The 25,112-nt window shown below is 47.8% G+C and carries 27 protein-coding genes and 1 pseudogene; 17 read left to right on the forward strand and 11 right to left on the reverse strand.

Annotation, left to right across the window (positions count from 1 at the left end; all coding sequences use genetic code 11):
* Positions 1-22 precede the first annotated feature (22 nt).
* Positions 23-466: an SRPBCC family protein gene (locus tag ACE1SE_RS04920; RefSeq protein WP_374052893.1), complete on the forward strand. Its 444-nt coding sequence runs from the start codon at positions 23-25 to the stop codon at positions 464-466.
* Positions 467-573: 107 nt separating this feature from the next.
* Here the strand turns inward: ACE1SE_RS04920 and queF are convergent, their stop codons facing one another.
* The 3 genes from queF to ACE1SE_RS04935 are packed head-to-tail and all read right to left on the reverse strand — an operon-like array spanning position 574 to position 2,911.
* Positions 574-1,410: an NADPH-dependent 7-cyano-7-deazaguanine reductase QueF gene (gene queF / locus ACE1SE_RS04925; RefSeq protein ID WP_374052894.1), complete on the reverse strand. Its 837-nt coding sequence runs from the start codon at positions 1,408-1,410 to the stop codon at positions 574-576.
* A 13-nt stretch (positions 1,411-1,423) separates the two neighbouring features.
* Positions 1,424-2,281: a queuosine precursor transporter gene (locus ACE1SE_RS04930; RefSeq protein WP_374052895.1), complete on the reverse strand. Its 858-nt coding sequence runs from the start codon at positions 2,279-2,281 to the stop codon at positions 1,424-1,426.
* Between the two features lie 18 nt (positions 2,282-2,299).
* The gene (locus ACE1SE_RS04935) at positions 2,300-2,911 is read right to left on the reverse strand and encodes a helix-turn-helix domain-containing protein (RefSeq protein WP_374052896.1); all 612 of its coding nucleotides are present in this window, start codon (positions 2,909-2,911) and stop codon (positions 2,300-2,302) included.
* Between the two features lie 1,595 nt (positions 2,912-4,506).
* On the opposite strand from ACE1SE_RS04935, the gene ACE1SE_RS04940 reads away from it, so the two are divergent.
* From ACE1SE_RS04940 to ACE1SE_RS04985, 10 genes are all read left to right on the forward strand, one after another.
* Entirely contained in the window at positions 4,507-4,653 is a 147-nt protein-coding gene (locus ACE1SE_RS04940; protein WP_273571435.1) for a hypothetical protein, read from the forward strand.
* Positions 4,654-4,963: 310 nt separating this feature from the next.
* Positions 4,964-5,881 (forward strand): integrase domain-containing protein, encoded by a 918-nt coding sequence (locus tag ACE1SE_RS04945; protein ID WP_374052897.1) that lies wholly within the window; start codon positions 4,964-4,966, stop codon positions 5,879-5,881.
* Positions 5,882-6,203: 322 nt separating this feature from the next.
* Positions 6,204-6,644 (forward strand): antirestriction protein, encoded by a 441-nt coding sequence (locus ACE1SE_RS04950; RefSeq protein WP_374052898.1) that lies wholly within the window; start codon positions 6,204-6,206, stop codon positions 6,642-6,644.
* A 96-nt stretch (positions 6,645-6,740) separates the two neighbouring features.
* A complete protein-coding gene (locus ACE1SE_RS04955) occupies positions 6,741-7,205 on the forward strand; it encodes an antirestriction protein (RefSeq protein WP_374052899.1) in 465 nt (154 codons plus the stop codon).
* A gap of 124 nt (positions 7,206-7,329) precedes the next feature.
* Positions 7,330-7,872 (forward strand): hypothetical protein, encoded by a 543-nt coding sequence (locus ACE1SE_RS04960; RefSeq protein WP_374052900.1) that lies wholly within the window; start codon positions 7,330-7,332, stop codon positions 7,870-7,872.
* A gap of 16 nt (positions 7,873-7,888) precedes the next feature.
* On the forward strand, positions 7,889-8,197 hold the full coding sequence (locus tag ACE1SE_RS04965; RefSeq protein WP_374052901.1) for a TA system toxin CbtA family protein: 309 nt from the start codon (positions 7,889-7,891) through the stop codon (positions 8,195-8,197).
* 89 nt (positions 8,198-8,286) lie between these two features.
* Positions 8,287-9,210, forward strand: a complete 924-nt coding sequence (locus ACE1SE_RS04970; protein ID WP_374052902.1) for a DUF1281 domain-containing protein — start codon at positions 8,287-8,289, stop codon at positions 9,208-9,210.
* A 100-nt stretch (positions 9,211-9,310) separates the two neighbouring features.
* Positions 9,311-10,000 carry an N-6 DNA methylase gene (locus ACE1SE_RS04975; RefSeq protein WP_374053592.1) on the forward strand — a complete coding sequence of 230 codons (690 nt, stop codon included), beginning with the start codon at positions 9,311-9,313 and terminating at the stop codon, positions 9,998-10,000.
* Between the two features lie 228 nt (positions 10,001-10,228).
* Positions 10,229-11,260: a TraI domain-containing protein gene (locus ACE1SE_RS04980; RefSeq protein ID WP_374052903.1), complete on the forward strand. Its 1,032-nt coding sequence runs from the start codon at positions 10,229-10,231 to the stop codon at positions 11,258-11,260.
* A 79-nt stretch (positions 11,261-11,339) separates the two neighbouring features.
* Positions 11,340-12,368: a tyrosine-type recombinase/integrase gene (locus ACE1SE_RS04985; RefSeq protein WP_374053593.1), complete on the forward strand. Its 1,029-nt coding sequence runs from the start codon at positions 11,340-11,342 to the stop codon at positions 12,366-12,368.
* 37 nt (positions 12,369-12,405) lie between these two features.
* On the opposite strand, the gene ACE1SE_RS04990 is transcribed toward ACE1SE_RS04985, so the two are convergent.
* From ACE1SE_RS04990 to ACE1SE_RS05010, 5 genes are all read right to left on the reverse strand, one after another.
* On the reverse strand, positions 12,406-12,573 hold the full coding sequence (locus tag ACE1SE_RS04990; protein ID WP_167383256.1) for a hypothetical protein: 168 nt from the start codon (positions 12,571-12,573) through the stop codon (positions 12,406-12,408).
* Between the two features lie 430 nt (positions 12,574-13,003).
* On the reverse strand, positions 13,004-13,267 hold the full coding sequence (locus ACE1SE_RS04995; RefSeq protein ID WP_374052904.1) for a helix-turn-helix domain-containing protein: 264 nt from the start codon (positions 13,265-13,267) through the stop codon (positions 13,004-13,006).
* A gap of 18 nt (positions 13,268-13,285) precedes the next feature.
* Positions 13,286-13,507 (reverse strand): hypothetical protein, encoded by a 222-nt coding sequence (locus ACE1SE_RS05000; protein WP_374052905.1) that lies wholly within the window; start codon positions 13,505-13,507, stop codon positions 13,286-13,288.
* 17 nt (positions 13,508-13,524) lie between these two features.
* Positions 13,525-14,394, reverse strand: a complete 870-nt coding sequence (locus ACE1SE_RS05005) for an integrase domain-containing protein (RefSeq protein WP_374052906.1) — start codon at positions 14,392-14,394, stop codon at positions 13,525-13,527.
* 228 nt (positions 14,395-14,622) lie between these two features.
* The gene (locus tag ACE1SE_RS05010; RefSeq protein ID WP_374052907.1) at positions 14,623-14,820 is read right to left on the reverse strand and encodes a hypothetical protein; all 198 of its coding nucleotides are present in this window, start codon (positions 14,818-14,820) and stop codon (positions 14,623-14,625) included.
* A gap of 246 nt (positions 14,821-15,066) precedes the next feature.
* Here ACE1SE_RS05010 and ACE1SE_RS05015 point away from each other — a divergent pair, with 246 nt between their 5' ends.
* The 6 genes from ACE1SE_RS05015 (at position 15,067) to ACE1SE_RS05040 (ending at position 22,237) form a co-directional block, all read left to right on the forward strand.
* Entirely contained in the window at positions 15,067-15,354 is a 288-nt protein-coding gene (locus ACE1SE_RS05015) for a hypothetical protein (RefSeq protein WP_374052908.1), read from the forward strand.
* A gap of 100 nt (positions 15,355-15,454) precedes the next feature.
* On the forward strand, positions 15,455-17,212 hold the full coding sequence (locus tag ACE1SE_RS05020) for a type VI secretion system baseplate subunit TssF (RefSeq protein ID WP_374052909.1): 1,758 nt from the start codon (positions 15,455-15,457) through the stop codon (positions 17,210-17,212).
* 44 nt (positions 17,213-17,256) lie between these two features.
* On the forward strand, positions 17,257-19,263 hold the full coding sequence (locus tag ACE1SE_RS05025; protein ID WP_374052910.1) for a type VI secretion system Vgr family protein: 2,007 nt from the start codon (positions 17,257-17,259) through the stop codon (positions 19,261-19,263).
* A complete protein-coding gene (locus tag ACE1SE_RS05030; RefSeq protein WP_374052911.1) occupies positions 19,260-20,045 on the forward strand; it encodes a DUF4123 domain-containing protein in 786 nt (261 codons plus the stop codon). Before ACE1SE_RS05025 ends, ACE1SE_RS05030 begins: the two co-directional genes overlap by 4 nt.
* Positions 20,046-20,065: 20 nt before the next feature.
* Positions 20,066-21,781, forward strand: a complete 1,716-nt coding sequence (locus tag ACE1SE_RS05035; protein ID WP_374052912.1) for an S-type pyocin domain-containing protein — start codon at positions 20,066-20,068, stop codon at positions 21,779-21,781.
* A gap of 3 nt (positions 21,782-21,784) precedes the next feature.
* Positions 21,785-22,237 (forward strand): hypothetical protein, encoded by a 453-nt coding sequence (locus ACE1SE_RS05040; RefSeq protein ID WP_374052913.1) that lies wholly within the window; start codon positions 21,785-21,787, stop codon positions 22,235-22,237.
* 372 nt (positions 22,238-22,609) lie between these two features.
* Here ACE1SE_RS05040 and ACE1SE_RS05045 read toward each other — a convergent pair whose 3' ends face one another.
* From ACE1SE_RS05045 to ACE1SE_RS05055, 3 genes and pseudogenes are all read right to left on the reverse strand, one after another.
* Positions 22,610-24,289 (reverse strand): AAA family ATPase, encoded by a 1,680-nt coding sequence (locus ACE1SE_RS05045; protein WP_374053594.1) that lies wholly within the window; start codon positions 24,287-24,289, stop codon positions 22,610-22,612.
* 159 nt (positions 24,290-24,448) lie between these two features.
* A pseudogene (locus tag ACE1SE_RS05050) lies at positions 24,449-24,715 on the reverse strand (primase-helicase zinc-binding domain-containing protein); the annotation flags it as partial.
* 107 nt (positions 24,716-24,822) lie between these two features.
* A complete protein-coding gene (locus ACE1SE_RS05055) occupies positions 24,823-25,029 on the reverse strand; it encodes a helix-turn-helix transcriptional regulator (protein ID WP_374052914.1) in 207 nt (68 codons plus the stop codon).
* Positions 25,030-25,112 lie beyond the last annotated feature (83 nt).

A 25,112-nucleotide genomic window follows, 5' to 3' on the forward strand; every position in this document is an offset into this window, starting at 1 on the left:
ATTTTTGCTTTGGAGAAGTGAAATGTTTACGTGGAATTATAGTGAAGAAGTCGTTACTGAAGCGACACCTGAACAAATCTGGGCAATGTGGCAGGATGTCTCGTCATGGCCTAGTTGGGACAAAGAAATTAAGTGGGCAAGGTTAAATGGGAATTTTAAGAAGGGTTCTACCGGGCGAATGCAACCCATCAGTGGGCCTGAAGTTAATTTTACACTGAGCCATGTTGAACCCCTACATTCATTTTCTGATGTTGCAAAATTACCTTTAACAACCCTTGTTTTTGATCACGAATATATTAATTCAACAGATACTTTGCCAGCACGTATCCGCCATTCTGTTACGATAAAAGGATGGCTCGCACCACTGTTCGGTCATCTGATTGGAAGTAAGCTTAGAAATCATTTGCGTGATGCGATGACAGAATTAAGTCGGCATGCACTGATTGGTGACAAAATTCAGTATTAGATGTCCACAAATTTATATACAAAACTCTGTTAGTTTCCATATCTAAGTAAGCATATCGTTTTGTAAACTGGGTGAGGCGGTAATGTCTCACCCAATTTAATATTCGTTTACTGACGGATAAGCCGTCCCGTCAGAGGGGCACTTTCATAATTACTTCTGAAAGGGTTAATATCCAGCCCGCCCCGCCTTGTATAACGGGCGAATACAGTTAATTTTTCAGGCCGGCAATAATACATGATATCATTATAAATTCGTTCTACGCATTGTTCGTGAAACTCGTTATGTGTTCTGAATGAGATAAGGTAGCGTAGCAGTTTTTCATGATTAATTTTTGCGCCCTCATACCGAATCACAACGCTGCCCCAGTCAGGTTGGTTGGTGACCAGACAGTTTGATTTTAAGAGATTCGAGTGCAAGGTTTCAGCGACAATATCCGTTTCTGTTGAAACGGCATTTGCCAGTATTGTAGCATCAAAGTCATACCCGTTTATCTCAATATCCAGATCATCCAGTGACTGGCCTGAGAATTGATTGATTTCATGACCGTACCCTTCAAGATGAGGATAAAGTTTTACTTCCACGGGCTGACCCGCTGTCTGGGATAGATCTTTTTTCATGGCACGGATCACATCCTCAGTTGCTCCAAACTTAGTCTGGTTGAAACTGTTGAGATAAAGTTTAAATGATTTAGATTCAATCAATCCTGGGCTGGTTGCAGGAATGGTGAATTCGCCGATTGCTACTATCGGTTTCCCTTTACTATTCAGCCAGGAAAGTTCCCAGGCAGTCCAAAGATCAAAACCCTGAAATGGTAACGCATCAGAACTGATATTGATAACTTCGCGTGCGAGTGATCGCGGAAGGGTTTCAAGTAATTCTGGAGCATAATTTTGTATGTAATCGGTTTTTGTTCCAAGATGGGTCAGTGATTCTTTAATATCCATGATTGCTTCTCTTCTATGAGTTTATATATTTTCTGAATAATGCCCGGGCAGCATAGATAGGCCCAACACCGACAATGGCGTAGGTTATTTTGATAATAAATTGGGAAAAAATAATGGTTTTAATCGTGTTGGCGTCAAGCGTATTATAAAATGCCAGTGTACAAAAAATAACACTGTCCAGTGCGGCTGCTATCGTTGTGCTGGTTATGATACGAATAAAAAGATACCGGGAGTTGGTCAGTTCTTTGATCTTACATAACAGCCACGAATTGACATTTTCCGAGACGATATAAGCAACTGAAGACGCAACAAGAACAGCCGTAATACTCTGGGCAATTTCAGTATAGGCATCTGCTAATCCCCATTCTTTCAGACCTGGCAGTATTGCTGTGAACATCAGTCCGAGAACAAACAGGATATTGGTGATAAACGAGAAAAGGATCGCTTTTCTGGCCAGACGAAGACCGTAAAATTCATTAAGCATGTCAACAAGGATAAATGTGAAGGGATAAAAAAAGACTGCTGCTGGTATCACCATATTAATATGGGGAATACTTATTGGTTTTATTCCTGTAATGGTGCAAAAAATATAGATAATGGATAGGGAAAGTGCAATGACCAGATAGGCGAACCAGGAACGTTCGTGTCTATCCGTGAGATCATAGGTGGTTATTGTATCCTCATTGCCATAAATTCGGCGATAGATCTCACGGAGTTCATTTCGGTTGAGATCCTCTGAGACTTGGCTACTTTCCAAGTCCTTTAACGGTATGCTAATGCTTTTCCCAGTAGACAGGACCATGATATTCGCTCTTATTACGTCGAAAGAGCGACTAAAACCCAACAGCTTATATTTTTGATTATCTGGCACAGCCGAATGCTCCTTTGCTTACGAAATGCGTTCTTCAATGATGATTCCAATTAATTGCTCATTGATGGTTGGCGTTTTTTTTGCGTAATCCGACACATCGTGGAGATAAAATCCTTTTTCGGGTGTATATATTAGCGATGGCTGATTTTTTACAGGAGCGGCATAGCGCTTAATGATTAATGTATCACCGGGGAAAAAAATTTTATCAATTTCAGTTTCTATTGTCAGTCCAATCAAGTTTGAGCCTTCTTCGAAGGCCCAGATTACCGGGTATCTCATGATAAGCTGACCAATACGATCTTCCATACTGGCTAACACGTCTGACTGGGGAATCAGCGGAATAGCAGAGGGATTTCTGTTACCTTCAGTGGAGAGAGTATTGTCTATGCGATCAAGTTCTTCTATGTCGAAATGCTCTATAACATCGCACCTGACACCGAAAAAATCGGCAATTCTTGTGATAGTTGATTGTTGGACTTTGTTGATTTGACCATCAAGAATTTTATAGAGCGTTGTTCTTGTAACACCTGAGCGCATAGCCAGTGAGGACTTATTCTCCCCATTTTTTCGCATCATATACTCAATGTTACTAATAATATTAGATTTTCTTTTTATTCCTGATGTTTTCATTTCGGAAAATAATAATGTTGTTAGATTTTTCCTTCAGACATTACATGATTAATTTGTCACTTTCCATAATATTTTTCGATATGAAGATTTATAAGAATAGAGAGGGAAGGTTTTTTTAAGTAAAAAAACATGATGATATATACAGAGTGTACAATTTAATGCTCTTTTTGTTTATTTTTATGTTGACCTTATTATATGATGTGTGATTAATTATTCGCATCAGTTTCTAACTGACTAAATATATCAATTATTATATGAAATAAAATAATTGCAATGTAAAATAATTAGCTAAGCCACACCAGGTTCTTATTTTAAGAAAGGCATTTGTGTATGGTTACGACTGCTCTAAATTTTATAAATAGGATTTCATAATGCTGCTACACGTAGTGCCTTCAACCAGTTGAATAAAAATGATTTATGTTGTACAAGGTGTAGCACTATGTTGGAACGTTATTTATTTTATTGCATCAAATTTGAGTTATGTTGAAGCGTTAAAGATATGAAAAGAGTGGCTCGTGAACATGCTTTCACTTTAGAGTCATCTGCTTATTTATTTTTCACTGATGAAGTAAATGAATTACCTTTATGTACACTAGGGAAGCTCTATTTTTGGTGAAATAGTTTTCTCAGGAAAATAATATAAGTGAAATGAGAGCTTATAAAGTAGAAGAAAGTAGCTTTTTAGTATCAGACGTAGAGAAATACCAACTTAACATCTGTTAAGTTGGTATTTGTGGTGATTTGAATATCTAAATGTGGATTTAGATAAATATGTAGTATGGAGCGGTTACCTTTTTGAGTGTCTAATTTCAAGTGTTAGTAACACCCATAAAGACAATCTATTAATAATTTAAAGAACTCAATATGACTATCACAACAGTTTGATTTTGAGATTATTGTCACGATTATTGTGATTATTCGTCTTGTGTTTGAGTTAAATTTTACTTTAAGTAAAACGCTAATTGCTCATCAGATTTGCAGTAGAGCGATGGTTCTGGACATATCACAAGCCTATTAAGAGTATCAGGGCGAGAGCGTGAACGTTTTCGAACTCAGTTTGTATGCGGCGCAACCGAATTGCGAGCTAAAAACGATCAACCTGGTTTTATTTATATGCTGAATAGTTCTTCATTTGAGTAGGTTGTTCAAAACATAATCTTACGTGCTCTCGCCCTGTTAAGAGTATGGACGGAAGAAAAATCATTTTTATCAAGAAAATAATGTTTTTTTCCTCCAAACCCTATCATCAAACAAAAATTTGACCTCACTCAACCTAATCGATAAGGTATTCATTGTTACCAATGATCCATTGCCTGCAAGGATCAGCGTAAAGCGGCGAAAGAAAGCTCCCGTAGCCTGAAAGGGAGTGCATGCAATGCGGTACATCTGCGCACTTTTGGAAGCAGATATCCTCGGACACCTAACCCTCCGTCTGAGGATGAAAGTTTCCCGGTGTTATTTATCACCGGCTACCGACATAACCGAGCAGAACATACTCTGTCTCACGCTGAACGATACCGTTTTCATTGGTACAACATTCACCTGCATTTTGCATTTATCACGAAAAACGTCCCGAATATTGCGCGGCGTCACTTGTGTTAAAGCGCAGCGTTTACCAAGTGACGCCGCAAAGCGGCCAACGTCCAGAGCACGTAGAGCCTGACTTTACGGCCGATTTGAACCCCGCATTACTCAGTGAAACCACTCAAAACAGACCATTAACCGCCATTTTGTTTGATTGATAAACGATTGTCTAATCGGATTTTCAACCCATTGCCTGATTGCAGGCTGATGCAGTAAAAATTAAGGAGAAATTCATCACGTCAAGATAATGAGGCGTTCATCCTGAATAAATCAGGCACTGAACGGGGAGCATGTCATCGCTGTGCTGAGCACGTCGCGAGCTCCTGCAATAACTCAACACAATCCCGCCCTGCTACACATTGTCTGACGCACCACGGAACGGTGAACCTGAACCGACACGCAGGGAATTGTTTTAAAAACGACTCAAAAAATGAATAAAACACAAGCAAAGCAGCAGGAGAGGCGAGAATGGCGCAGGGATCGACACGTTCAAAGGTTGAGCAGTTCAGAAAAGCCTTTATTACTCATGCCCGACAGGCGGGCGGAAGTTTTGTGACAGTGGCTGATCGTGAGCGGATTGCCCGGTATTTCCTTGATTATTTAAAAAACAATGGCATCAAACTCCGGCAAATGGATAGCCTGAAGGTGAAATATATTGAGCGCTACATCGCTGAACGGAAAGCTCACCATATTAATCACCGGACATTGCAAAATGAAATGTCGGTGCTGCGGGCCATTTTAGCGCAGGCGGGAAAGCACAAGCTGGCTGATCCCGATAATGCCCGCCTGAGTAACCGGGCATTGGGTATCGCTGAGACGAGCCGCAAGGGAACGAAAACGGCGTTGACACCGGCCGCATTCCGGGAAATTTTTCAGCAGGTGGAACAAAAAGACCGGCGCGTGGCAGCGGTGATGCAACTGGCTTATGTACTGGGGCTGCGCACCAAAGAAGCGATCGAAGCCTATAAATCGTTAGCGACCTGGAAAAAAGCGCTGGAAAACGGGCATACCTCTGTGCGGGTGGTGTTCGGCACCAAAGGCGGACGTCCAAGACAAACGGTCATATTGGATCGGGAAGCCCTGCAACACGCGATTGCTTATGCGGAACGCGAGCAGGCCGGGCGTAGCGGCAAATTGATTGATAAGCCCACTATCACCCAGGCCATAGATCGCTATCGGTATATTGTCAGAAGGGCAGGCCTGAGCGGCAAGAAAGCCCCACACAGTATGCGCTACCATTTTGCCCAGCAATCTGGTGAACATTATACCGCGCAGGGCTTCAGCGAGCAGGAAGCACAGGCCCTGGTCTCGATGGATTTGGGGCATGGCGATGGGCGTGGGCGCTATATCCGGCAGGTGTATTACCAGAATATTGAGGGTGAATAAGATCATCCCGTTTCTGACATTATTTTCAGTATCAGAAAATGAATTACCCATTGATCTTAATATGTTCATTGATTAGCGTAGCCAGACTTATCAATGATCCGGTCGCTTGTGAGGATCACCTTCGGGCAGCGACACCCACACTCCCGTAGCCTGCAAGGGAGTACACACTGTGTGGTACATCTGCCCACCTTTGGAAGCAGATATCATCTTTGTTGATGATGAAGGTTATTTAATCCACGCTGGCAACCCAGCCAGTCAACCCGGACGGGGAACATGCTTCCCGTCGGGCAAGGTGTTCTCCGTTATTTTAAAGGAGTCCACTATGCAACAAAACGAAACCAGGACAACGGTGCATGCTGTACCGGCGTCTGAATTGTCCCCTTTTGCGGACGTCTTTCCGCGAAGTAGCCCACTGGAATTGAGGCTGCTGGAACACTCGGTCATTAAAGCGGCGGTTACGCTGTGTGAGGATTACCGGTGTGATACCTGGCAGTGCCGGAAAGTGTCCGACAAAATTGCCTATGCCGTGCCGACCCGTGCTGACACGTATGGGGTCAAAATCGAGACCACTGACTTTAACAGCGAGGTGTCAGCAGATACGTTCGGGCTGATGGTCACCCTGACGGTACTGGGCTATCTGACGGCACGGGTAAAGCAGGATGAAATCGCTGAACGGTTGTGTGATTTGCGGGAATATGCGCTGCAACACCCCCAGGCCCCGTGTATCCGGACGGCTTTAAGTTTAGCGGGGGCATGGCGATAATTTAATCTACCCTGGCACAATGCCAGTCACCCGACGGGGAATTCCTTTCCCATCGGGCAGGGTGTTCTCCGTCTTTTTTATTTACAGGAGAACATCATGCAAGAAGGTGACCTTATCATGCTGGACAGTCTCGCGCTGTCCGCGGCATTTCCCGGCAAAAAATCGCTGGAGCGGTTGTTTCTGGGGTTTCTGATTGTCAATACTGCCTCAACGTTATGCCGGGATTACCCGTCTGAGCAATGGACAGGCCGTCAGGTGTCTGAGTCGTTGGCCTATATGGTACCGACATCAGCGAAAAACTATCCGGTGTACCTGTCGGACACGCAGTTAACGGTGACACTCTCAGCCGATGCCTTCGGGCTGGCGGTGACGTCAATCGTGCTTGCCCGTATCGCCGCGCTGAATGAGCTGAATGCGGATGCCTGTCGGTTTCGCGAATTGCGGGAATATGCGAAGCAACATCCGGAAAACGGCCTGATAGAGTCAGTCATGACATTGAGATTCCACGAGGACTTTATCAGCCCGTCATTAATCGAAAATCAAAATCATCATCATCATTGAGGTTATCGGCCTATGTCGCTGTTAACCCTGCTCTTTTCTTAAGCGCCTGACCAGGGAGCCGAAAACACCTTCCCGGCATCGGGCGGGTGTTTTCTTTATTTGACATTCAATCAAGGAAATACTGATGAACCCGATTTTTCTGCCCGTGCCGGCTGAAACCAACCCGGCCTTACGTGAAGATATTTTTACTGCCCAGGTCACCGGCCTGATGCAACCCCCACAAATGCCCCCGTCTCTGCGGGCGGAAACCCTGGCGGTGTGCGAAGCGGCTTCGGTCACAGAAGCGGTACAGCGGCTGAAGGTTATCCATCTGCTGGGCGACTGGCCGGTGCCGGAGACTCCATCCGGTCAGGCGGCATGTGTGTTTTTTCCGCTGACCGTCATGATTTATGACGCCGGGGACAGAAAAGTGCTCGGTGGCCGGTTTTATGACGAGATTGTCTGGGCACAGCCGGTGACGCTGGCCTCAGAGCGCCTGTCACTGGAAAAGCGGCAGCAGCAGTTGTGCCAGTCAGCCGTGCTTGAGCAGGGCTGGCAGAATATCCCGGCCGCCCGGGCATTGTGGCATGAGGCGCACTTACTGTCGCTGCATGGGGTTTCGCCCCGTTATCAACAGTGCCGTGAAGTGCAGGATATTCTCCGGCACAGCACGACAGTCAGTATTTAACGTGTGAGATATTACTATGGCACTTTTACGTCTAACCGTCTGGCAGGTCATTGCCGGTACGTTGCTGAAACGGCATTTTGGCCTGAACCTGAATGATACGGCCCTGTGTGACGCTGACACGGTGGCTGAACTGATGGCCAGTGGCGTCCAGCCCTTTGAAGCCATCAACGCGTTGGTGGATAAATACGATTTAACCCGGCTGAATGCGCAGGGTATCCAGCGCAGTACACCGTATCTGGGTATTCATGATGAACTGAGGGCGATTTTCGACAGCGGTATTACCGAAACGCTGCTCAGTCAGGACACAGGGTCACAGCCCGAATAACCTATTTTTCAATCACCCATCGGGGGAGCGGTGCCCTGATGGCGCGGTTCCTCCGGTTTATGCTTATTCATCCAATGAGGAACCTGACCATGGCAGAATGGTATACTAATCAACTGGACATCACCGGTAAGTCGGTGTGTATTGACGTGATGCAGCAATGGGTCTGCGGGGAAGAACCCCCCCGTTACCGTCAGGCGGTACAGCAAAGCCTGCGGCTGTTTCTGGCCGGCTGTGCGGGGATACTGAAACCGACTAAACCGCAAACCTATGCGCCTTACCCGGCACTGGTGTGCGGCACGGCGGCGCCGACGGCACAGAACCTGGCTTTTGAACAGTGGCTTAAGTTGTTGCAGGATAATGTGCCGTTAAACAGTGACAACATTAAACGGACCGATAACCTGTACCGCCAGTCCTGTCTCAGCCTGGTGCGCTGGGACAATGTACCGGCACCGGCGCGTGACATTATCACCCGTCTCCTGACCCGCCAGTATACCGACTGGTTTGGCATGGTGGGCTGGTCTGAAACTATCGATATCGGCGCGTGCTGGGATAAGCTGAACACTTACCCGGAATCGGCGCAGCCCTGCGATATGCTGATGATAATGCCGACCCGCCTTGCCACCGAGATTAACGGCAACAGTGGCTTGCTCAAAGGCATCGCGACTACGGCGCAGTTTTACGACGCGCAATACGGTATGGAATGGCCGTTGGGTCACCATGTCCGCTGGGAGCGCCGGCATGTCAGCAGCCTGACCGTGCGCTTTGATTCCCCCTGGGCACCCCCGTCGGCCGAACTGATGGGCGAGCTGTCATCGGTGTTTGACTGTGAAATCCGCCACGGGTACAGCGAACCGTCAGGAAGCCTCAAAGGTTACGATTGCTATGACCAGGGCGAGCATGTGGACAGTGGCAACGGGCTGTCAGGACGGGAGAACCGGCCTGCGCTTTATCTGGTCAACGATGACAAACGGGCGGTGAACCTGCCCGTGCCGGCCATTGCCGTTGGGCAGTAACGCATTGCTTATTTAAACTATACCAACCGAATGGGGAAGCACGTTCCCCTTTCGGGACGCGTTTTCCTTTTTCTCTTTTTTTCTTCAGGGAAAACAGGTGATGGCATCTCAACCCGATTATCAGAAAGACTTTATTTCTTTGTTTAACCAGACGGCACGTGACCACCGTCGTTATCAGGTTTTTCAGGACTTTTGCAATTGTGCGATGGCCGCCATTCACAATAAATACCATTATTGTGAGGCGCTGGAGCAGTATTACCTGAAAACCATCAATAAGTACGAACGGGAGGATGTTGACCGGATTGTAGAACTCTTTTCCTGTACCGTGCTGGGACTGGCGCAGGAACCCGGTGATTTTCTGGGCAGTGTGTTTATGGCGCTTGATTTAGGTAATAAAGAACTTAATCAGTTTTTTACCCCCTGGTGCGTGGCCAGAATGATGGCGGAGATGCAGTTGCAGGATGTCTCTGCACGCTTGCAGGAGAAACCCTTTGTCACCCTGTACGAGCCGGCCTGTGGGGCGGGTTGTATGACGCTGGCCGCTGCCGACGTCTTGAGAGCGCAGGGGCATGATCCGTTATGCAGCCTGTGGGTATCAGCGATTGATATTGATCCGCTGGCCGCGGTGATGGCCTACATCCAGCTTGCCCTGACCGGCATTCCGGCCGCGGCCACCATTGGCAATGCCCTGCATGATGGCGGCAGTCAGCGAACCCGCTATACACCGGCACATTATCTGGGTAACTGGTCGAACCGTTTACGGGAGCATCAACAGTCACAGGCAGCCTGAATTTTTCTCAGTATCTATTCTATTGTTCTCATGCGCCTTTCGGGGCGCTTTCTTATTTTTGAGCAGTATTAATATATTGATTTATAGTAAAAATTAAGGTGAACCGATAAGTGAATCCATGGATGAATCGGGTCAGTTTAATTTTCATTTCCGCAAAAAGAGTTTTCCCTTGTTTCCGATTGGGATCCACCGACACTGAGCCCAATTTGAACCGAAAGAGGAAAGACCATGTTTCAGCGTTTTAAATCGCATTTTGCCCGCCAGTCTGGCACACCGCAAAAATCCCCCGAGCAACAACCGGCAGCCATTCGTGACAGCCAGGGCTATTTCCGGCCGCAATCGGCTGACGAGTTACTGGCAACGCCCCTGCGCCGCCAGTGTCTTCAGCAATTATGGCAAAACAGTGCTTTGCCGGAAGGGCTGTATCAGCGTTTTTATCTTGCACCGGTGAAGCAATTGCTGGGCAGTGTCCAGCAAGTACCCGCTACGTCGGAAGGTGACTGGTCAGGGGCAGGGGGATTTGCCGACCTGACGCTGCAATTTACCACCTGTGCCGTGCGGCTGGCGAAAGGGCATCTGTTACCACAGGGGGCGGCACCGGAAACGCAGGCGGCCCAGAGCCTGTTATGGCAGGCGGTGGTATTCTGGGCGGCGTTGTTTTACCACCTGCCGTTATTGCGACAGCTCGAAGGGGAACTGGAAGACGGACATGTCTGGCAGCCGGGCATCGGTATCCCCGACAAACCGTTTCGTTTCCGTTTTCGCGCACCGGAGAACATACCGTCGGTTCCGCAGGAAGTGTTGCTGGCTGCCTGTTTGTTACCAGAAAAAGCCATGATGTGGCTGGTGAGCGTACCGGAAGTCTGGCATTGTCTGATGCAGCATCTCAATGGGCGTCCCTCCACTGTTCCGCTGATAGATACATTGCTTCAGGATGCTGCCGGGCAGGTTCATTCCCCTTTGCGGGGGAAACAGGAAGTTTCTCCATCTCCGGCGAAGGAGGCGGCGTGCTCTTCCGGATACAATCCGGTATCGGAAACGATACCCACGCCGCCTGTCAGTGAAATCACAACCCCACCACCATCCGTGTCTGATGATACCCTGACATTATTATCCTTATTTCAGTCACCTGATGGGGCTTCGCCGCAAAATCAGGGAAAAAGTCACCACCCCGCCTCGAAACTGACCAAACGATCAAAACAGGAGAAAGAAAGTATTGCCCCTGACAGTCACCTGCATTCATCATTTAAAGATAAATAATTCAAACAGTTATTTTTATTTTATTGCCGCGAATTGTTTTTGGACAGGAAACGGCAGGATGAGCCGAGGAAAAAATAATATGTTGCACACAGCAGAACCCCTCAGTTGGGAAGCGCTATTAGAAGAGTACTTTTTTTCACATATCCTGCGACCGGATACCGAATGGAGTTATCGCAAGGTCACACGGGGTTTTATCCGGTTTATGGGGGAAGCGGCATCACCGGCGCAGATCACTCATCGGGATGTGCTGCGGTGGCGGCGCCATCTTCTGGTGGAAAAAAAGCAGTCGAGCCATACCTGGAACAATAAGGTAGCCCACCTGCGGGCGATTTTTAATTTCGGTATGGCGCAAAAATTGCTGCCCCACACCGAAAACCCGTTTAACCACGCCGTGGTTAAAAAAGAGAAGAAAAAGAAGAAGATTTTGAGTCAGCCGCAGATAACCCGTATTAACCTGTTGATGGGGAAGTTTGCGGAAGAAGAAAGAACCGACGTGATGCCACGGGGAGGGCGGTGTGCGCTGTACCCAACCTGGTATTGGTCAACCGTGCTGGCGACATTGCGCTTTACGGGGATGCGCCAGAACCAGTTACTGCACCTGCGGCTGCGGGATATTAACCTGGAAAGCAATTATATTGAACTGGGGCTGGAAGGCAGTAAAAACCACAGCGAATGGGAGATACCGATTATTCCGCAACTCAAACCCTGGCTGGCACAACTCGTGGCAAGGGCGATGGCTGCCGGTGCTGAAGGCCACGATCCGATTTTCGATCTCAGCCGGTTAAATGTGCCGCACCCCAGCCGGCTTTCCCGTTACCAATATGATATCAATCGGGAAAAACAACAGCTCCGTTCTTTCTTTCGTCGGCTGTCCAGGGAGTGTGATTTTGCCGTCTCGCCCCACCGTTTTCGCCATACCGTGGCCACGACACTGATGAAAGCGCCGGATCGGAACCTGCCGTTGGTGAAAAGATTACTGGGGCATCGTAATGTCGCGACCACGATGGAGTACATTGATCTCGATATGGAAGTGACGGGGAAAACACTGGAGCGGGAGCTGGGATTGTACACCGATCGTTCTGATGAGCCTGCCGGTGAGAAGGAATAAAGCGGATTAAAAAAATCAGGGCAGATCGCAGGATGGATTAAGGAGGAGATAGCGTGAGCTGCCCTGCATCAACAGTGATGGGATGGAAAAAAGCGTTCATGCTGATCCGGTATCCCGTCGTGAAGTTTTCACCTGACTTGACATCAGAATCAATTACTGAAATCATTACCTTAAACAAGAAAAGGGCAACTGATAAAACAGCCACCCTGTTATCTTGTCTTAAATGTTCTTATCGACTAAACAGTACAAATTGAACTGATTAGGCTTTAACATTTAATTAACGATTGATTCTTTTTTGCGCTTTTGTCAGGAAATTTAACAACCCAGGACAAGCCCGCATGGAAACTTGGTGCCGGAGGCGGAATCGAAAAACATTATAACTTGTTGAGTAATATAAGTATATAACCTTACCTTCCTTTTATGCCCCTTTTAATGCCCCCAGATTTTTTTGCTTACCTTTTCTTTTCTATCTGACTGATTTTGCTTATTTATACCATTAATTGTGCGTTTTTCAATCATCTTAAAGCAAAAAAGCCGTGAGGGTTAAAAATGGTCAAATTGGGCTGCCATTTTACGCTCAGGGCTTGAGATAAAAAATGTTCATTTTTACGACATCGATCACAAATTACAGCGGGTTATTCCTGTGGTTTATTGCGAACTTTACGCTCAACTAATCGACCATAACTATCGAAATAACGACTCGGCCAGATTTCTGAAGGGTGAATACCAAGATAATCAGCAATGATCCATTCGCCTTTAGGCCACTGTCTGCTGAGTGCGTTTGCTAATGTTGATGAACTGAGTCCTGCCTCACGGGAGAGCGCCGCTAAGGTTGTACCACGTTTACGTAATGCTGCGATGATATCGGCCTGATGCCAGTCATTTCTAACGTTATTCATTCCTGCTACCCCTTTCCATTAATTAATCATTGATGGCGGTGATTCAGACAGGGTTAGCAGACCGGAGTACCCACCGGCGAGGCCGAAGCCTCCCCTGCCTGAACCACCATTGAAAGGGTGATAGCAAGCGCACTGGCAGAAATATTCTACCAGTGTTTGGGTACACAAGGCTGCTAAACCTTGACCACTAGATTTTGCTAATGGCGCGAATACTTTAACTGATTGTTTTATCTGACTCAATAACCGAATCACTAAGTTTAACGGTTATAAACCCGCTCAACATAACGCCCACGACCATCACCATGCCCCAAATCCATTGAAACCAATGCCCTTGCCTCCTGACGACTAAAACCATTCTGTTGGTAATAATTCAGTGCATCCTGCGCCCATGCATAGCGTAAACTGTGGGGAGAATGGCAGCCTGTTAAACCAATCTTTGTGGTATGTGTCCGCCAGTAGTTCATGGCCTGCTTGAGATCGGGTTTATCAATCAACCTGCCGCCACGTTGTTCTGCAATAGTAATGGCCTGTTCGACAGCCTCTTTTACCGCAGCGACATTCAATACACGGGTTTGCCTTGGCCGGCCGCCTTTTGTACCGAAGACAACATGCAGTTTCGGTTCTGATTGCTCCAACTGTTTACGCCAGCTTTTTAACGAAGCACTGCATTGCACTGCTTCCTGAGAACGTAACCCCAGCAATCGGGCGAGTTTCAGTGTAACGGCAAGTCCGACATCACGTTCTAGTGCTTTCTGATAAACAACCTGAAACGTGGCATCAGGGATTGCTTGTTTTGTTCCGGCGCGGCTGGTGTCGCTTAATCCCAATGCCTGATTACTCAAACGCGGCGAGGTCTCCAGTTTTTCCCGGCCTGCCATGCGAAAGATATTACGCAGCGCAGCCATTTCATTTTGCACCGTTCGTTTGGCGATCCCCTGAGATAAACGGGCATCAACATACTGTTCCACATGCTTGGCTTTCAAATTATTAAGGCTTTTAACCTGAATATTCAGGCTCAATAACAAAGCACCCAAACGCCCAGCGATTCGAATGCGATCATGACAGGTTTTATGGCTGCCGCCACCTTTTCGGGCAAAAAACTTTAATTCTTTAATCAATCGACTCATTATCTTCCCCTTGCTGATACCTGACAACATGCGATCTCTGGCGCGCGACCATTCTGGCAAAACAGAAAATACCTGCCTTGCCCTTGATCGATATCTGTGCGCCAGAGTGAACGCAGGTTGAGGTATTGCGGGGTATCGGTTGAGTACGCGGTACTGCCGCCTGTATTTACAGGTCATCCCCACCGGCGAAAAGCCAGCCTCGATATCGTCAAGTTCTCCTTTTTCAATCTAAAAATGCAGTGTCAGATTCACTGTATAGTGAAGCAGGCGTGAGTCTGTCAGGGTTGGGTTGTGCTTTGGCTGCGGCGTCACTTTCAGCGGTAACCCGCAAAAAGTGACGCCTTGAGTTTTCGAACAATCAGCAAAGGCTATGCAAGCGTTGAAATACCAACGGGTACAGCAAAACGCCGCCAGATTCAGTGTCAAACGGTAGTCATGCGTTAATGGTTTAGCGGTAGAACAATTGTCTGTTGAATAATTCAGACAGGGCTAGATAAAAGTATGAACGGATGCGCAAAAGCCATCCAGTTGTTCATTGAAGATAAACAGGATTTATGTTGATTTGAAAAGTCAGTGTATGACCCCACGTTCAACACCCTTCGGCGACAAGATAACAACACCTTTTGGGCGTATTTTTAGTTTAAGAAACCTTCATGACCAGACAAGGGGTTTATGTCTGACAATATCTGCTTCCAAAGGTGGGCAGATGTACCGCAATGCTTGCTCTCCCTTGCAGGCTACGGGAGTTTTCATTCGCCACCCGAAGGCGATCCTGACAGGCGAGGGATCATTTTTGTAGAGAAAGATATTAACGGTCAGACAGGCGAGAGTCAAATCGTTAAGGATTCCTGCCAGTCTGATTTTTGCCTGAATTACCGTGCATATGCCGATGATCCCCCTATATTCTGCCAACACCAGCCAAAAACTGGATTTAATTCGTTAATTAATTTGATTGATTAATGTGTAGAATAAATGTGCTTTTCTGTTCAGCTATGCATTTTATCTCGCTGAGATTCAGCATGATACTGAAGCCTAATTGATAAAACACAAGTTAAATTCAATGAAAAACAACAAAGAATCGCTTTATCTAAAAGAGCGCGCTTACCTGAGAGAGCTGGCTGAGCACATCGCGAAAGAGTCACCGCATCTGGCTGAGTTTCTGGTTTCCTCTCATGACCCTGATATTGCCCGTGTTTTCGAAGCCTTTGCGTTTTTGATTGCCAATCTGCGGGACAAGCTGGAGGATAATTTGCCCGAAATTGTTCACGGCATTCTCTCCCGTATCTGGCCGTTAGCCCTGTCCCCTATTCCACCGACGACAATAGTACAATTTACGCCCACGGATAATGAACATCAGGGCACTGCCGAGATCCCGATCAGTACATCGGTGTCTGCCAGCCTTAACAGGCAATTGATCAACTTTAAAACCTGCCGTCCTTTACAGATTGAACCGTTGATTGTCCAGGAGCGCGCAGTCAGGAAAACGGGCACTCACAGTGAAATCATCCTGACACTATGCCAAACCGGTTCGGCGTCTTCTTTCTGGCAAAGCGGAGCCTTATCTTTTTTCCTTGGCACTGACACCGAAAAGGCCGCCCAGCTCAGCCTGTGGCTGGATCAACATATTTGTGAGGTCAGCCTGAACACGCAGGGCAAGCAGCGAAAGCTGCGCGGTTTTCCTTATGGCTGGCATGATCTGCTTGATAGTCCGGTGCTGCCTGTGCCCAAAAATACGTATTCCGGCCTGCAACCGTTGGTGGAATATTATGCACTATCCCAACTGTATAACTTTGTCACGCTGGATATCAGCAGCAGTTGCGCAAAAGTCCCGCTGAATGACGATGGCACGTTTGAGCTGATTTTGCGTTTCGGGGGGGAATTGCCACTGGATGATGTCGAGGGAGCATTTTTGTTGGGTTGTGTGCCGGCGATCCATCTGGAAAACCAGACCAGCCCGCCTGTCCGGTTGGAAGCCGGTAATCACCGCTATCCGCTGCCATTGGGGGGATCGGTGTGCTTGTACCGGCTGCGGGAGGTTCAGGTGGTGGTACAGCCCGAAGACAGTGAGCAGCGTGGCACGCCTTATCACTGGCTGCCGATTGAGCAGTTTGTTCCCGCAGGGTGTTTTTTCGATGACGATGCACAGCCCGACACGTTTTACTACCAGCTCCAGACCGAGCAGGATTTTCTGGGCAGGATCCAACATCGGCTGTGTTTTTTTGATTTGACCGGTAAACCGGCAAACAACTTACCTGCCATTGAGGTTTCGTGTTATTTCACTGGCTACCATGAACAGGCGCTGGGATTAACGCAAGATACTATTACCGTGACGCAAGAAAATTCGCCGTCTCATCTTGATGTGCAGAATATTATTCCGGTGATGACCGATTATCCACCATTGTTACAGGAAAATAACGGCTGGCCGCTGCTCTCCTGCCTCTCCAGCCCGCCGATGATGCTGTTTGCCACCGACAGCCTGAAACAGTTTCTCCGGTTGTTTGACCCGTATGCTGACACGCATCGCCCCTTGAGCCGCCAGTTCCGCCAACACATTGACGGCATTGTACAGGTGGAAGAGCGTCTGACTGACCGGATGCGGCGGGGGCGCCCCATTCGCGGGCATTTACTCTCACTGACGTTGAACCCTGATTGTTATCGTAATCAGGGAGAAATGTATCGCTTCTGCCGGTTAATCAATCAGGCACTGGCTTGTTTTATCACCCAATCTTCGTTTGTCATGCTGGAGATTTTCACTCCGGACAGTCACAAGGTGCTATGGCAGTTCTGGCATGTCGATGGGTTACGCCCGGCCATGTAACCGATTAAGGAACGCATGACGTCAACCATAAGGAAAACATTAACATGAAAAGTGGATTACGCTTTGTCTGCCACATCGCCGGTGTGCCGGAAGACACTTTTGCTGTGGGGGAGTTTTCCCTGCAAGAGGGATTATCCGAACTCTTTACCCTCAATCTGACACTGGTCAGAACGGGCAACCTGAATCCGTTTAAACCACAGGCGGAGATTGATTTGGCCTCGCTGCTGATGCAGGAAGCGGTACTGCAAATCTTTCACGGGGCAACCGAGCAACGCAAAATCACCGGCATCATCTCCCATGCGGACTGGGTAGGCACCGATGGTAACAAGACGCGCTATACCGTCACCATCCGCCCTGCCTGCTGGCGTTTGACGCTCAATCAAGACAGCCGGATTTATCACCGGCAAAATGCGCCGGCGATATTAAACAGCCTGCTGAAAAAACATCGGGTAAAAGCCGATTCAAAGCTCTACGATGCGCATCAGGACAGGGAATATGTGACCCAGAAACGCGAATCCGATTATGCTTTTTTCAGCCGGTTAGCCGCGGAAGAAGGTATCAGTTTCTGGTTTGAGGATGAAACGCTGTTTTTCAGTGACAGCCATCTGGGCATGACGGCTGGTCTTCCCTTGCAATACCAGCCCCAGCCGGAAACCGCGCACGGGGTAGATACGATTTATCAGGTACGGTTAGGCGTCGGCATGAGCCCGCAACGCAGCCTGCACAAAGATTTCAACCCGGAAAACCCGCGCTATCACCTCTCCCATATGCACAGCAGCGAAGGTTTCCGCGATTTTGGTAGCCAGACCCCCTATACCGTGTTTGAAAGTTACGGGCGTTTTCAGAAAGATGCCGCCGCCATCCCATTTTTAAAATACCGGCAGGAAGCGCTGGATAACCAGAAACAGACCGGCAGCGGTAGCAGTAACTGCATCAAACTGATGCCGGGTAAAATCTTCGAGATAAAAAATCATCCCCATAAACTGCTTAATGTGCGCTGGCAGGTGGTCGGTATCAGCCACCACGGGCGCTGCCCGCAGGCATTGGGAGACAGTGGCGGTGAAGGCACCACACTTTCCAACCAGTTCAGTTTTATTTCCGGTCTGGATGATTATCGTCCGCCTTTCCACTACAAGCCTCTGGCAGATGGCGATGAAACTGCCATCGTGGTCGGTCCGGAAGGTGAGGAAATCTTCGTTAATAAAGACGGGGCGATTAAAGTCCATTTTCACTGGAACCGCTACGACCCACCGGATGATGGTGCCTCGTGCTGGGTACGCGTGGCTCAGGGCTGGAACGGTAACGGTTTTGGTTTTATGGCGATACCCCGTATCGGGCAGGAGGTGATTATCTCCTACCTGAACGGCGATATCGACCGCCCCATCGTCACCGGCTGTGTCTATAACGGCCTGAACCGCCCGCCACTGGATTTGCCGGCTCAAAAAACCCGAACCACGTTTAAAACCAAAACCCACAAAGGCAAAGGCTTTAACGAACTGCGTTTCGAGGATGCGAAAGACAGCGAAGAAATCTATCTCCACGGCCAGAAAGACCTGACTGCCCATATCGAAAACGATGCCTACTGGCATATCAAACATGACCAGAAGAGCCGCATCGATAACAACCGTTACCACGATATCCGCGCCGATGACCATCATCAGGTCGCCGGTTCGCGCAAAATCACCACCGAAGGGGATGTCTCTCACCGGATTGCCGGCAGCCAGCATATCCAGACCGGCGACGCGACTGTGATTGACAGCGGACAGGAAATCCATCTGAAAAGCGGCGGCAAAGTGGTGCTGGAAGCGGCAGCCGAAATCACCCTGAAAGTGGGTGGCAGTTTTCTGAAAGTCACACCGGCTGGCATTCTCTGCTCACCGATTAATGTTGGACAAGGTTCAGGCGGCAGCGGGCGCGGGGTATCACTGCAATTACCGGAGGGGGTGGAGCCATTGCCGGAGGTGGAATTTCCGGTCAAAAAATATTGTGCATTGCAGGCTCAGGAGAATGCAGCCTGGGTGATTAAAGCCCCGCAGGGAGGACAGTCATGACTGATTCTACCCAAAAAACAAGCTGGGCAACCTGGCTGGGCGGATCTGACAAATCGCCAGTTTACCTGATGATCAACCCGCTTTCGGTGCCTAATCCTGTCAACACTCTCTATGTGAACAACTGGGTTGAACAGGCTTTTCCCCTGTATAGCGGTACATCGCTTGCTCACCTGATGGAGCAGGGACCGTGGCTTATTCAGCCGAAAATGGACTGTCTGCCCACCCTTGCTCGTCTGCTCGACCGCCGCGCATTCAGCGACGGCAGTTGGGGCTGGGCATACCGTAGCGAGGCCGGCTGGCAGGCACAACTGGATCACTGGCAACGTCACCAGCTCGTGACCCTGCGGGATGAACAGGTTGTCTTCCGGCTCATGGATACGCGTATTCTGCGGGTATTGATGCCCGCGATGCAGCCGACAGACTGGACATCTCTGCTTAACCCGGTCACTGAGCTGATGGTGGATATGCCTGAACCGACGGTTTTTCTTCGACCGGTACAATGCCCGTTCAGCCAGATTGAACGCCCTTTTGTACTGGAGCCGCACCTGATTGCCGCGTGGGAACAGTCCGATTTTGCACTGGAAGGACTCGCAAAAACGCTGATGTATGAACTGTGGGAAGCACAGGGCGAACTGGCACTGAAACGGGATACGCCCGAAGGTACTTTGATCCGTGACCTTGAAAAATGGCTGCGTCAGCACCGCCAACAGGGTTCACGTTTACAGGCGCTAACCCTCCATGACTTTCTGGCAGGAAGCGAGATTGATGCACAATGTACTTAATCAATAAAGGATTTAACCGAATGAGTGACACAGGAAGATTAGATTGTGTTCCCTGCAATACATTCAAACACTGGCTGGAATTTCAGTTATTGGATAATCAGGGCAAGCCATTAATCGGTATTCCCTATCACCTGAAAAGCAGGGATGGAGTGATCAAGGCCAATGGCGTAACGAATGGTCAGGGAATACTGCGGGAAGAAAATTTATCACCACTTCCTATGACCCTGCATGTGAATGCGCAGAAACTGGCCGACCAATTGGTTGAAAAACATTCTGTTGCAGCGGTGGAAAATGAAAAAGCATCGGGTTCCTCCCCCGCGATTATGCCGGGCGAACTCAGTGATGGACTGCCGAAGATCGAAGGCTGGACAGAAGAAGCCCTGCAAACAAAATATTACACTGACCGCGAATATCCGGGCATCACGGTGATACCCGAACATAACCGCCGGCATGTGATAGCCGTCGAACGTATTGTGAAACCAGTATTTGCAAAATCCTGCCTGCAACCTTTGGGTTGCACCGATGCGGGTACAGAAACCGAGCCCGCAGCCAATTTTGGTCAATTGCAGGTTTACCTGCCAGCACCCGCAACGGCTTCTGCGGCGCAGAATAAAAACACGCCGCCATGGTATATGGTGCCGATAGGATGGCTGCTTGATCAAGTGGTGCCACCGGCACAAGCCCATCCGCTGGTGTTTCAGGCAATGGAAACGCAGATGGCATTGGGTGCGGCAGTGGGTACGGCGAGTAATAACGATGGATCATGGGAAACCGAAAGCGCTCCGCCACTGATTTCTGAGAAAGAGAAGCTGTTCATGGCCGCCATTGTCTCTTCCACACCGACGGACCGGGCACAGTTAGCCTGGGGGGCTCTGAAACGGGCATTTGGCGCTGACAGTGACACGGCTCAACACCAGCTCGAAAGACTGAAACAACTGGCTGATCAAAAAGGCCGTGCAGAGACCCGTGTTCGCTATCGTTTTGTGGAGGATGAGAAGAGCGGAAAAGTGAAGGTGGTTGGTTACCATACCCGCGAAGGAAGTGGCATGGATACGGTTAAAGTGCGTCACGTGAAGCAAACCGCACCGGGAACATACGAATTTCGGGAGGATGGCGCGGATTCGCCTATACTGGTCTGGTACACTAACGCGTCGTCAATGTATAAGGCATTATCACCGCAGGAATTACCTCAATATTTTAACCAGCATGGTACGCCAATCAATGTCAACACCGTGCCGCTTGATGATCCGAGCATGACCGGTCAAACACCCGGCCTGGAAATCCCAGAGCAGCCAACGTGGCGGGACGGTGTGATGGGTAACCCGCAGCAAGATCCGAATGAAATGGCGGGGAACAAAACAGAAACGCCAATATCGGATGGAACAGACCGCGGGCCAACGAAGACGACTACACCGGTACAGGAGAGTGATTTCCGGGATTATATTCTGATTTTCCCGATTGAGGGCGTGCCGGCGGTTTATGTTTATTTGAGCGCGTCACTTAAAGGTAAAGATGCTATTGAAGCTGCTAAAAAATTAGGTTATGACCAACGAATTCCAGCACAGAAAGCACCTTTTAACTCTCATGGACAAACTGTGTTTTACAACAAAAAAACAAAAACTTATATCACACCAGATGTAGATGGACACAACATTACTAATGGTTGGAAAATGATGGATAAAAAAGGTAAAAGAATGGGTACTTATGATAGTGAACTAAATAGGATTAAGGATTAAATTATGTTTGATATTGTAACAAAAAATTCTGTTATTGAATTTTTCGGAGAGCCAGCTTTACCATCGTCAATCATTATTGATGATTTTAAAGAGGAATTCCATCTACCAATAACCTATTGGAATATACATGATTATAAGAAAAGTTGGCTGAAATCTCTTAAAGAAGGCCTATATAAAAAAGATCATGCTGCATTAGCTGTCTCTATGTATGAATCTAGTAGTGTCAATTTTATTTTTATATGGATAATTTATTTCAAAGAACAAGAGATTTTTATACAAAATCAAACTTTATTTATAGATGATTGCCCCGGTTTTTCTCCTGATAGAATAAATGATTTCATAGAGCCTCGCTATACAGAAACTGAGGATGGGAACAAAATATCTGAATGGAGAACAGATCTAAATAGTATATTGAATTTTTACAAAAAATTAGAAAGAGAACTTGGACTCATATGATAAGTGCAATTTCTGAAAATGCGGTCAGTTAATGTAATAAGCATTTTATTCGCACAATCATTTTGATCGTTCAAATTGATACTGACGCGCTGCGCTTGTCATCTCCGTGCTACCGGGCTAATACATTAACCCGGTAGCACGGAGAGCTGAAAAACACCTGCCAGAAAAAATATTTCCTCACCTGCTTCTCACTTTTCTCCTCACTTTTTGTTTTCCTCACTGTGAAAACAGGTGAGGAATTGGGAGTTTTTTATCCTTAAAAATCAATATATTTATGCTCCTCACTTTTCCTGTATATATGCGAGAAAAGTGAGGAATTTGGTGAAGCACAAATTTCCTTTCCTCACCGCTCCTCACTTTATGACTCACTTTTTAATTTTCATTATTCTGGTTAACAATGCTAAGTTCCTGTCCATTGCGGATAATCAATCTCTCTTGCTCTAACTTGGTCAACCAGCGGCTGAAATTCTTCACATTCACGCCCATAGATTTTAAATCATCACGTATAAGGGCAACAGAACAAGGTTCTTTCAGGGCTGTGCGCGACCGGATACATTGCCATAATGCCGTGTGGTTATCTGTTTTATTGGGGATATGTTCAATTTCTTCCTCCTCAACCGGATCACGCGGCTTGTCAACCAGAACCAGTGAGGTAATATCCTCACCGTCTTTATCGGTAAAGAGTTCAACCACACGCATGTCATAGGCTTTGGTTTCCGGCTCTTCGGCATCTTTCATTTTGGTGCAGGTGATAACCAGCGAGCCGCCTTTTTTCCCTTCCCGGTTGATCCGATATTCAACATCCAGCGCCGCACGAAAGGCACTGGAACCTCTTGCTCCTTTGCTTTCATCCTTGCCGGAATGGTGAACCACGAGAATGCTTGCGCCTGTTTTAGCTTTCAGCTCGTCACAACCCCGGACAAACGCGCCCATATCTTTTGAATCATTTTCATCAGCGCCGCCAAAACAGCGGGCGAGAGTATCCAGAATAATCAGGCGTACCGGTTCGCCTGTTTCAGACTCAACTTGTTGGGCAGCGACCACCAGTTCATGCACTTCGGCAGGCGAGGCCGGAAAGACTGGCGTATTGATCAGATACATATTTTTAACAGTCTGATCATTAACGATTTCCCATGCTTTGATGCGCCGGGGCACACCAATCCCGCCTTCGCCGACAACGTACAGCACAGAACCCTGAGCAACCTTTTTTCCTGCCCATGCTTTACCCGTGGCAATGTGACAACCCCATGCACCCGCCAGAAAACTTTTATATGACCCGCTAGCTCCGTAAATGCTGCATAAGGAATGTGCTGGAATAATACCTTTAACAACATAGTCCAACTGAGCGTCAAATCCTTCTGAGCCAACGGATAGGGGTAATTTTGTCTTACGCTTTGGATAAAGCGTTTCTACATTGTGATAATTGTGGTTTTCTGTTGCGTGACTGTTCATTGATTTCCCCACTTGATACAAATATTTACTGAATGCCTGCTTTGCTGCCTCAATACCATGATGCTGACGATAATCGTCCCAGTCGGCTTTATGTTCTGTCGGTGGTAACGTGACCCAACCATTCACCGCAAGGGCAGCTTTTTCTGCTGAGATCTTGCCGACATTCACTTTGGGTTTACCGTGCTTATCCAGCTCGTCGGGTCGGTGCCAGTCATTATCTGCGGCAATAATGATTTTGGTGTCCGGCCAGCGTTCCCGGATGGCTTTGGCAACAGAAGATAAATTGCCCTCATCCAGCGCCGCCAGAACAGTACCTTTATAGAGCTGGCTAACCGTGAGTGCTGTGGCGTAACCTTCGGTAATAATTACCGTCTCCGGATGCTCTTCCAGCGCTGTCAAGGGAATAAACGCCCCTTTTTTCTGGCTGCCGGGAAGGAATTTTTTCTCGCCATTGGGTTTGATGATTTGAGCGCCTGTGACTTTTTTATCCAGTGTTGTCAGTACCAGCACTGTCGAATTATCAAACAGTAGCCGCTGATCAAGATGTTGCAAACCCTTTGCAGTTAGATAGGGCGATTGCCCGGCGACAGTTTGCGCCATCAGTGCCGCCACTTTTTCGGCAATCGGTGGTGTTGGATAATAGGTTTCTTTGGCTGGCTTGGGGGCTGGCAAAGGTAGCGCCAATACATTAGCAACGACTTTTGCAGCCTCAGTAACAGAGATCCCTTTGGTTCTTGCCACTAAATCCAGTCCATCACCATAGTTCGGGGCGTCACACTGGCGGCAATGCCAGTTGCCATGATGGTGATCATCGATAAAATGAAAACGGTCGGTGCCGCCGCAAATAGGACAAGCGCCATGCTTTCCCTTTGTGGGGATATCAATACCACAAGCGGGCAGCAGATTTTGCCAGGAATACATAGCCGAGGTTTTGACGGTTTGGATAAGATCAAGCGGTTTTTGATTGCCCGATTTTTTTGGGGCTGTAAATTTAGGGCGAGTTTGGGTATGCTGTGTATCAGCCATAATTTTTACCTTGCTTAATGGTTGTTGGTCAGACGCCTCAGATGTGTGACAGCACACTGGGGCGTTGTGTTTTATGTTACGTTTCTTATGTCATCTTCTTTTCTGTATTATGCCGCTCGCGATTCAGCAATACGCTGGGCAATCCAGTTATCAATCTCTGCTTCAATAAAAGCAACGGAACGCGGGCCAATCTTGACCTGTTTCGGGAATGCACCGTCACTAATCAGTTTGTAGATCCACGCTTTGCTGTAACCCGTTCTGCGCTGTACTTCTGACAAACGAATCAGGCTTGTTTTCAATGCTGCCACTGTCATGTCACTTCTCCTGTTACCCAGTCCCTGAAATATCATTGTGGACGTTGTTTGATGACAGGCGAATTATTTAAAAAGCAAGACTT

Source organism: Xenorhabdus taiwanensis, from assembly GCF_036512875.1.
Lineage (GTDB): Bacteria > Pseudomonadota > Gammaproteobacteria > Enterobacterales > Enterobacteriaceae > Xenorhabdus > Xenorhabdus taiwanensis.

What these genes read in the sequence shown, in the direction of transcription:
- ACE1SE_RS04975 (WP_374053592.1), top strand. Translation starts at nt 9,311, where the DNA reads ATGGCATCTCAACCCGATTATCAGAAAGACTTTATTTCTTTGTTTAAC.
- ACE1SE_RS05015 (WP_374052908.1), top strand. Translation starts at nt 15,067, where the DNA reads ATGTCTGACAATATCTGCTTCCAAAGGTGGGCAGATGTACCGCAATGC.
- ACE1SE_RS05045 (WP_374053594.1), bottom strand. Translation starts at nt 24,289, where the DNA reads ATGGCGCAAACTGTCGCCGGGCAATCGCCCTATCTAACTGCAAAGGGT.
- ACE1SE_RS04970 (WP_374052902.1), top strand. Translation starts at nt 8,287, where the DNA reads ATGGCAGAATGGTATACTAATCAACTGGACATCACCGGTAAGTCGGTG.
- ACE1SE_RS04980 (WP_374052903.1), top strand. Translation starts at nt 10,229, where the DNA reads ATGTTTCAGCGTTTTAAATCGCATTTTGCCCGCCAGTCTGGCACACCG.
- ACE1SE_RS04965 (WP_374052901.1), top strand. Translation starts at nt 7,889, where the DNA reads ATGGCACTTTTACGTCTAACCGTCTGGCAGGTCATTGCCGGTACGTTG.
- ACE1SE_RS04950 (WP_374052898.1), top strand. Translation starts at nt 6,204, where the DNA reads ATGCAACAAAACGAAACCAGGACAACGGTGCATGCTGTACCGGCGTCT.
- ACE1SE_RS05030 (WP_374052911.1), top strand. Translation starts at nt 19,260, where the DNA reads ATGACTGATTCTACCCAAAAAACAAGCTGGGCAACCTGGCTGGGCGGA.
- ACE1SE_RS05025 (WP_374052910.1), top strand. Translation starts at nt 17,257, where the DNA reads ATGAAAAGTGGATTACGCTTTGTCTGCCACATCGCCGGTGTGCCGGAA.
- ACE1SE_RS05040 (WP_374052913.1), top strand. Translation starts at nt 21,785, where the DNA reads ATGTTTGATATTGTAACAAAAAATTCTGTTATTGAATTTTTCGGAGAG.
- ACE1SE_RS05005 (WP_374052906.1), bottom strand. Translation starts at nt 14,394, where the DNA reads ATGAGTCGATTGATTAAAGAATTAAAGTTTTTTGCCCGAAAAGGTGGC.
- ACE1SE_RS05055 (WP_374052914.1), bottom strand. Translation starts at nt 25,029, where the DNA reads ATGACAGTGGCAGCATTGAAAACAAGCCTGATTCGTTTGTCAGAAGTA.
- ACE1SE_RS04955 (WP_374052899.1), top strand. Translation starts at nt 6,741, where the DNA reads ATGCAAGAAGGTGACCTTATCATGCTGGACAGTCTCGCGCTGTCCGCG.
- queF (WP_374052894.1), bottom strand. Translation starts at nt 1,410, where the DNA reads ATGGATATTAAAGAATCACTGACCCATCTTGGAACAAAAACCGATTAC.
- ACE1SE_RS04935 (WP_374052896.1), bottom strand. Translation starts at nt 2,911, where the DNA reads ATGAAAACATCAGGAATAAAAAGAAAATCTAATATTATTAGTAACATT.
- ACE1SE_RS04920 (WP_374052893.1), top strand. Translation starts at nt 23, where the DNA reads ATGTTTACGTGGAATTATAGTGAAGAAGTCGTTACTGAAGCGACACCT.
- ACE1SE_RS05020 (WP_374052909.1), top strand. Translation starts at nt 15,455, where the DNA reads ATGAAAAACAACAAAGAATCGCTTTATCTAAAAGAGCGCGCTTACCTG.
- ACE1SE_RS04945 (WP_374052897.1), top strand. Translation starts at nt 4,964, where the DNA reads ATGGCGCAGGGATCGACACGTTCAAAGGTTGAGCAGTTCAGAAAAGCC.
- ACE1SE_RS04960 (WP_374052900.1), top strand. Translation starts at nt 7,330, where the DNA reads ATGAACCCGATTTTTCTGCCCGTGCCGGCTGAAACCAACCCGGCCTTA.
- ACE1SE_RS05035 (WP_374052912.1), top strand. Translation starts at nt 20,066, where the DNA reads ATGAGTGACACAGGAAGATTAGATTGTGTTCCCTGCAATACATTCAAA.
- ACE1SE_RS04995 (WP_374052904.1), bottom strand. Translation starts at nt 13,267, where the DNA reads ATGAATAACGTTAGAAATGACTGGCATCAGGCCGATATCATCGCAGCA.
- ACE1SE_RS04985 (WP_374053593.1), top strand. Translation starts at nt 11,340, where the DNA reads ATGTTGCACACAGCAGAACCCCTCAGTTGGGAAGCGCTATTAGAAGAG.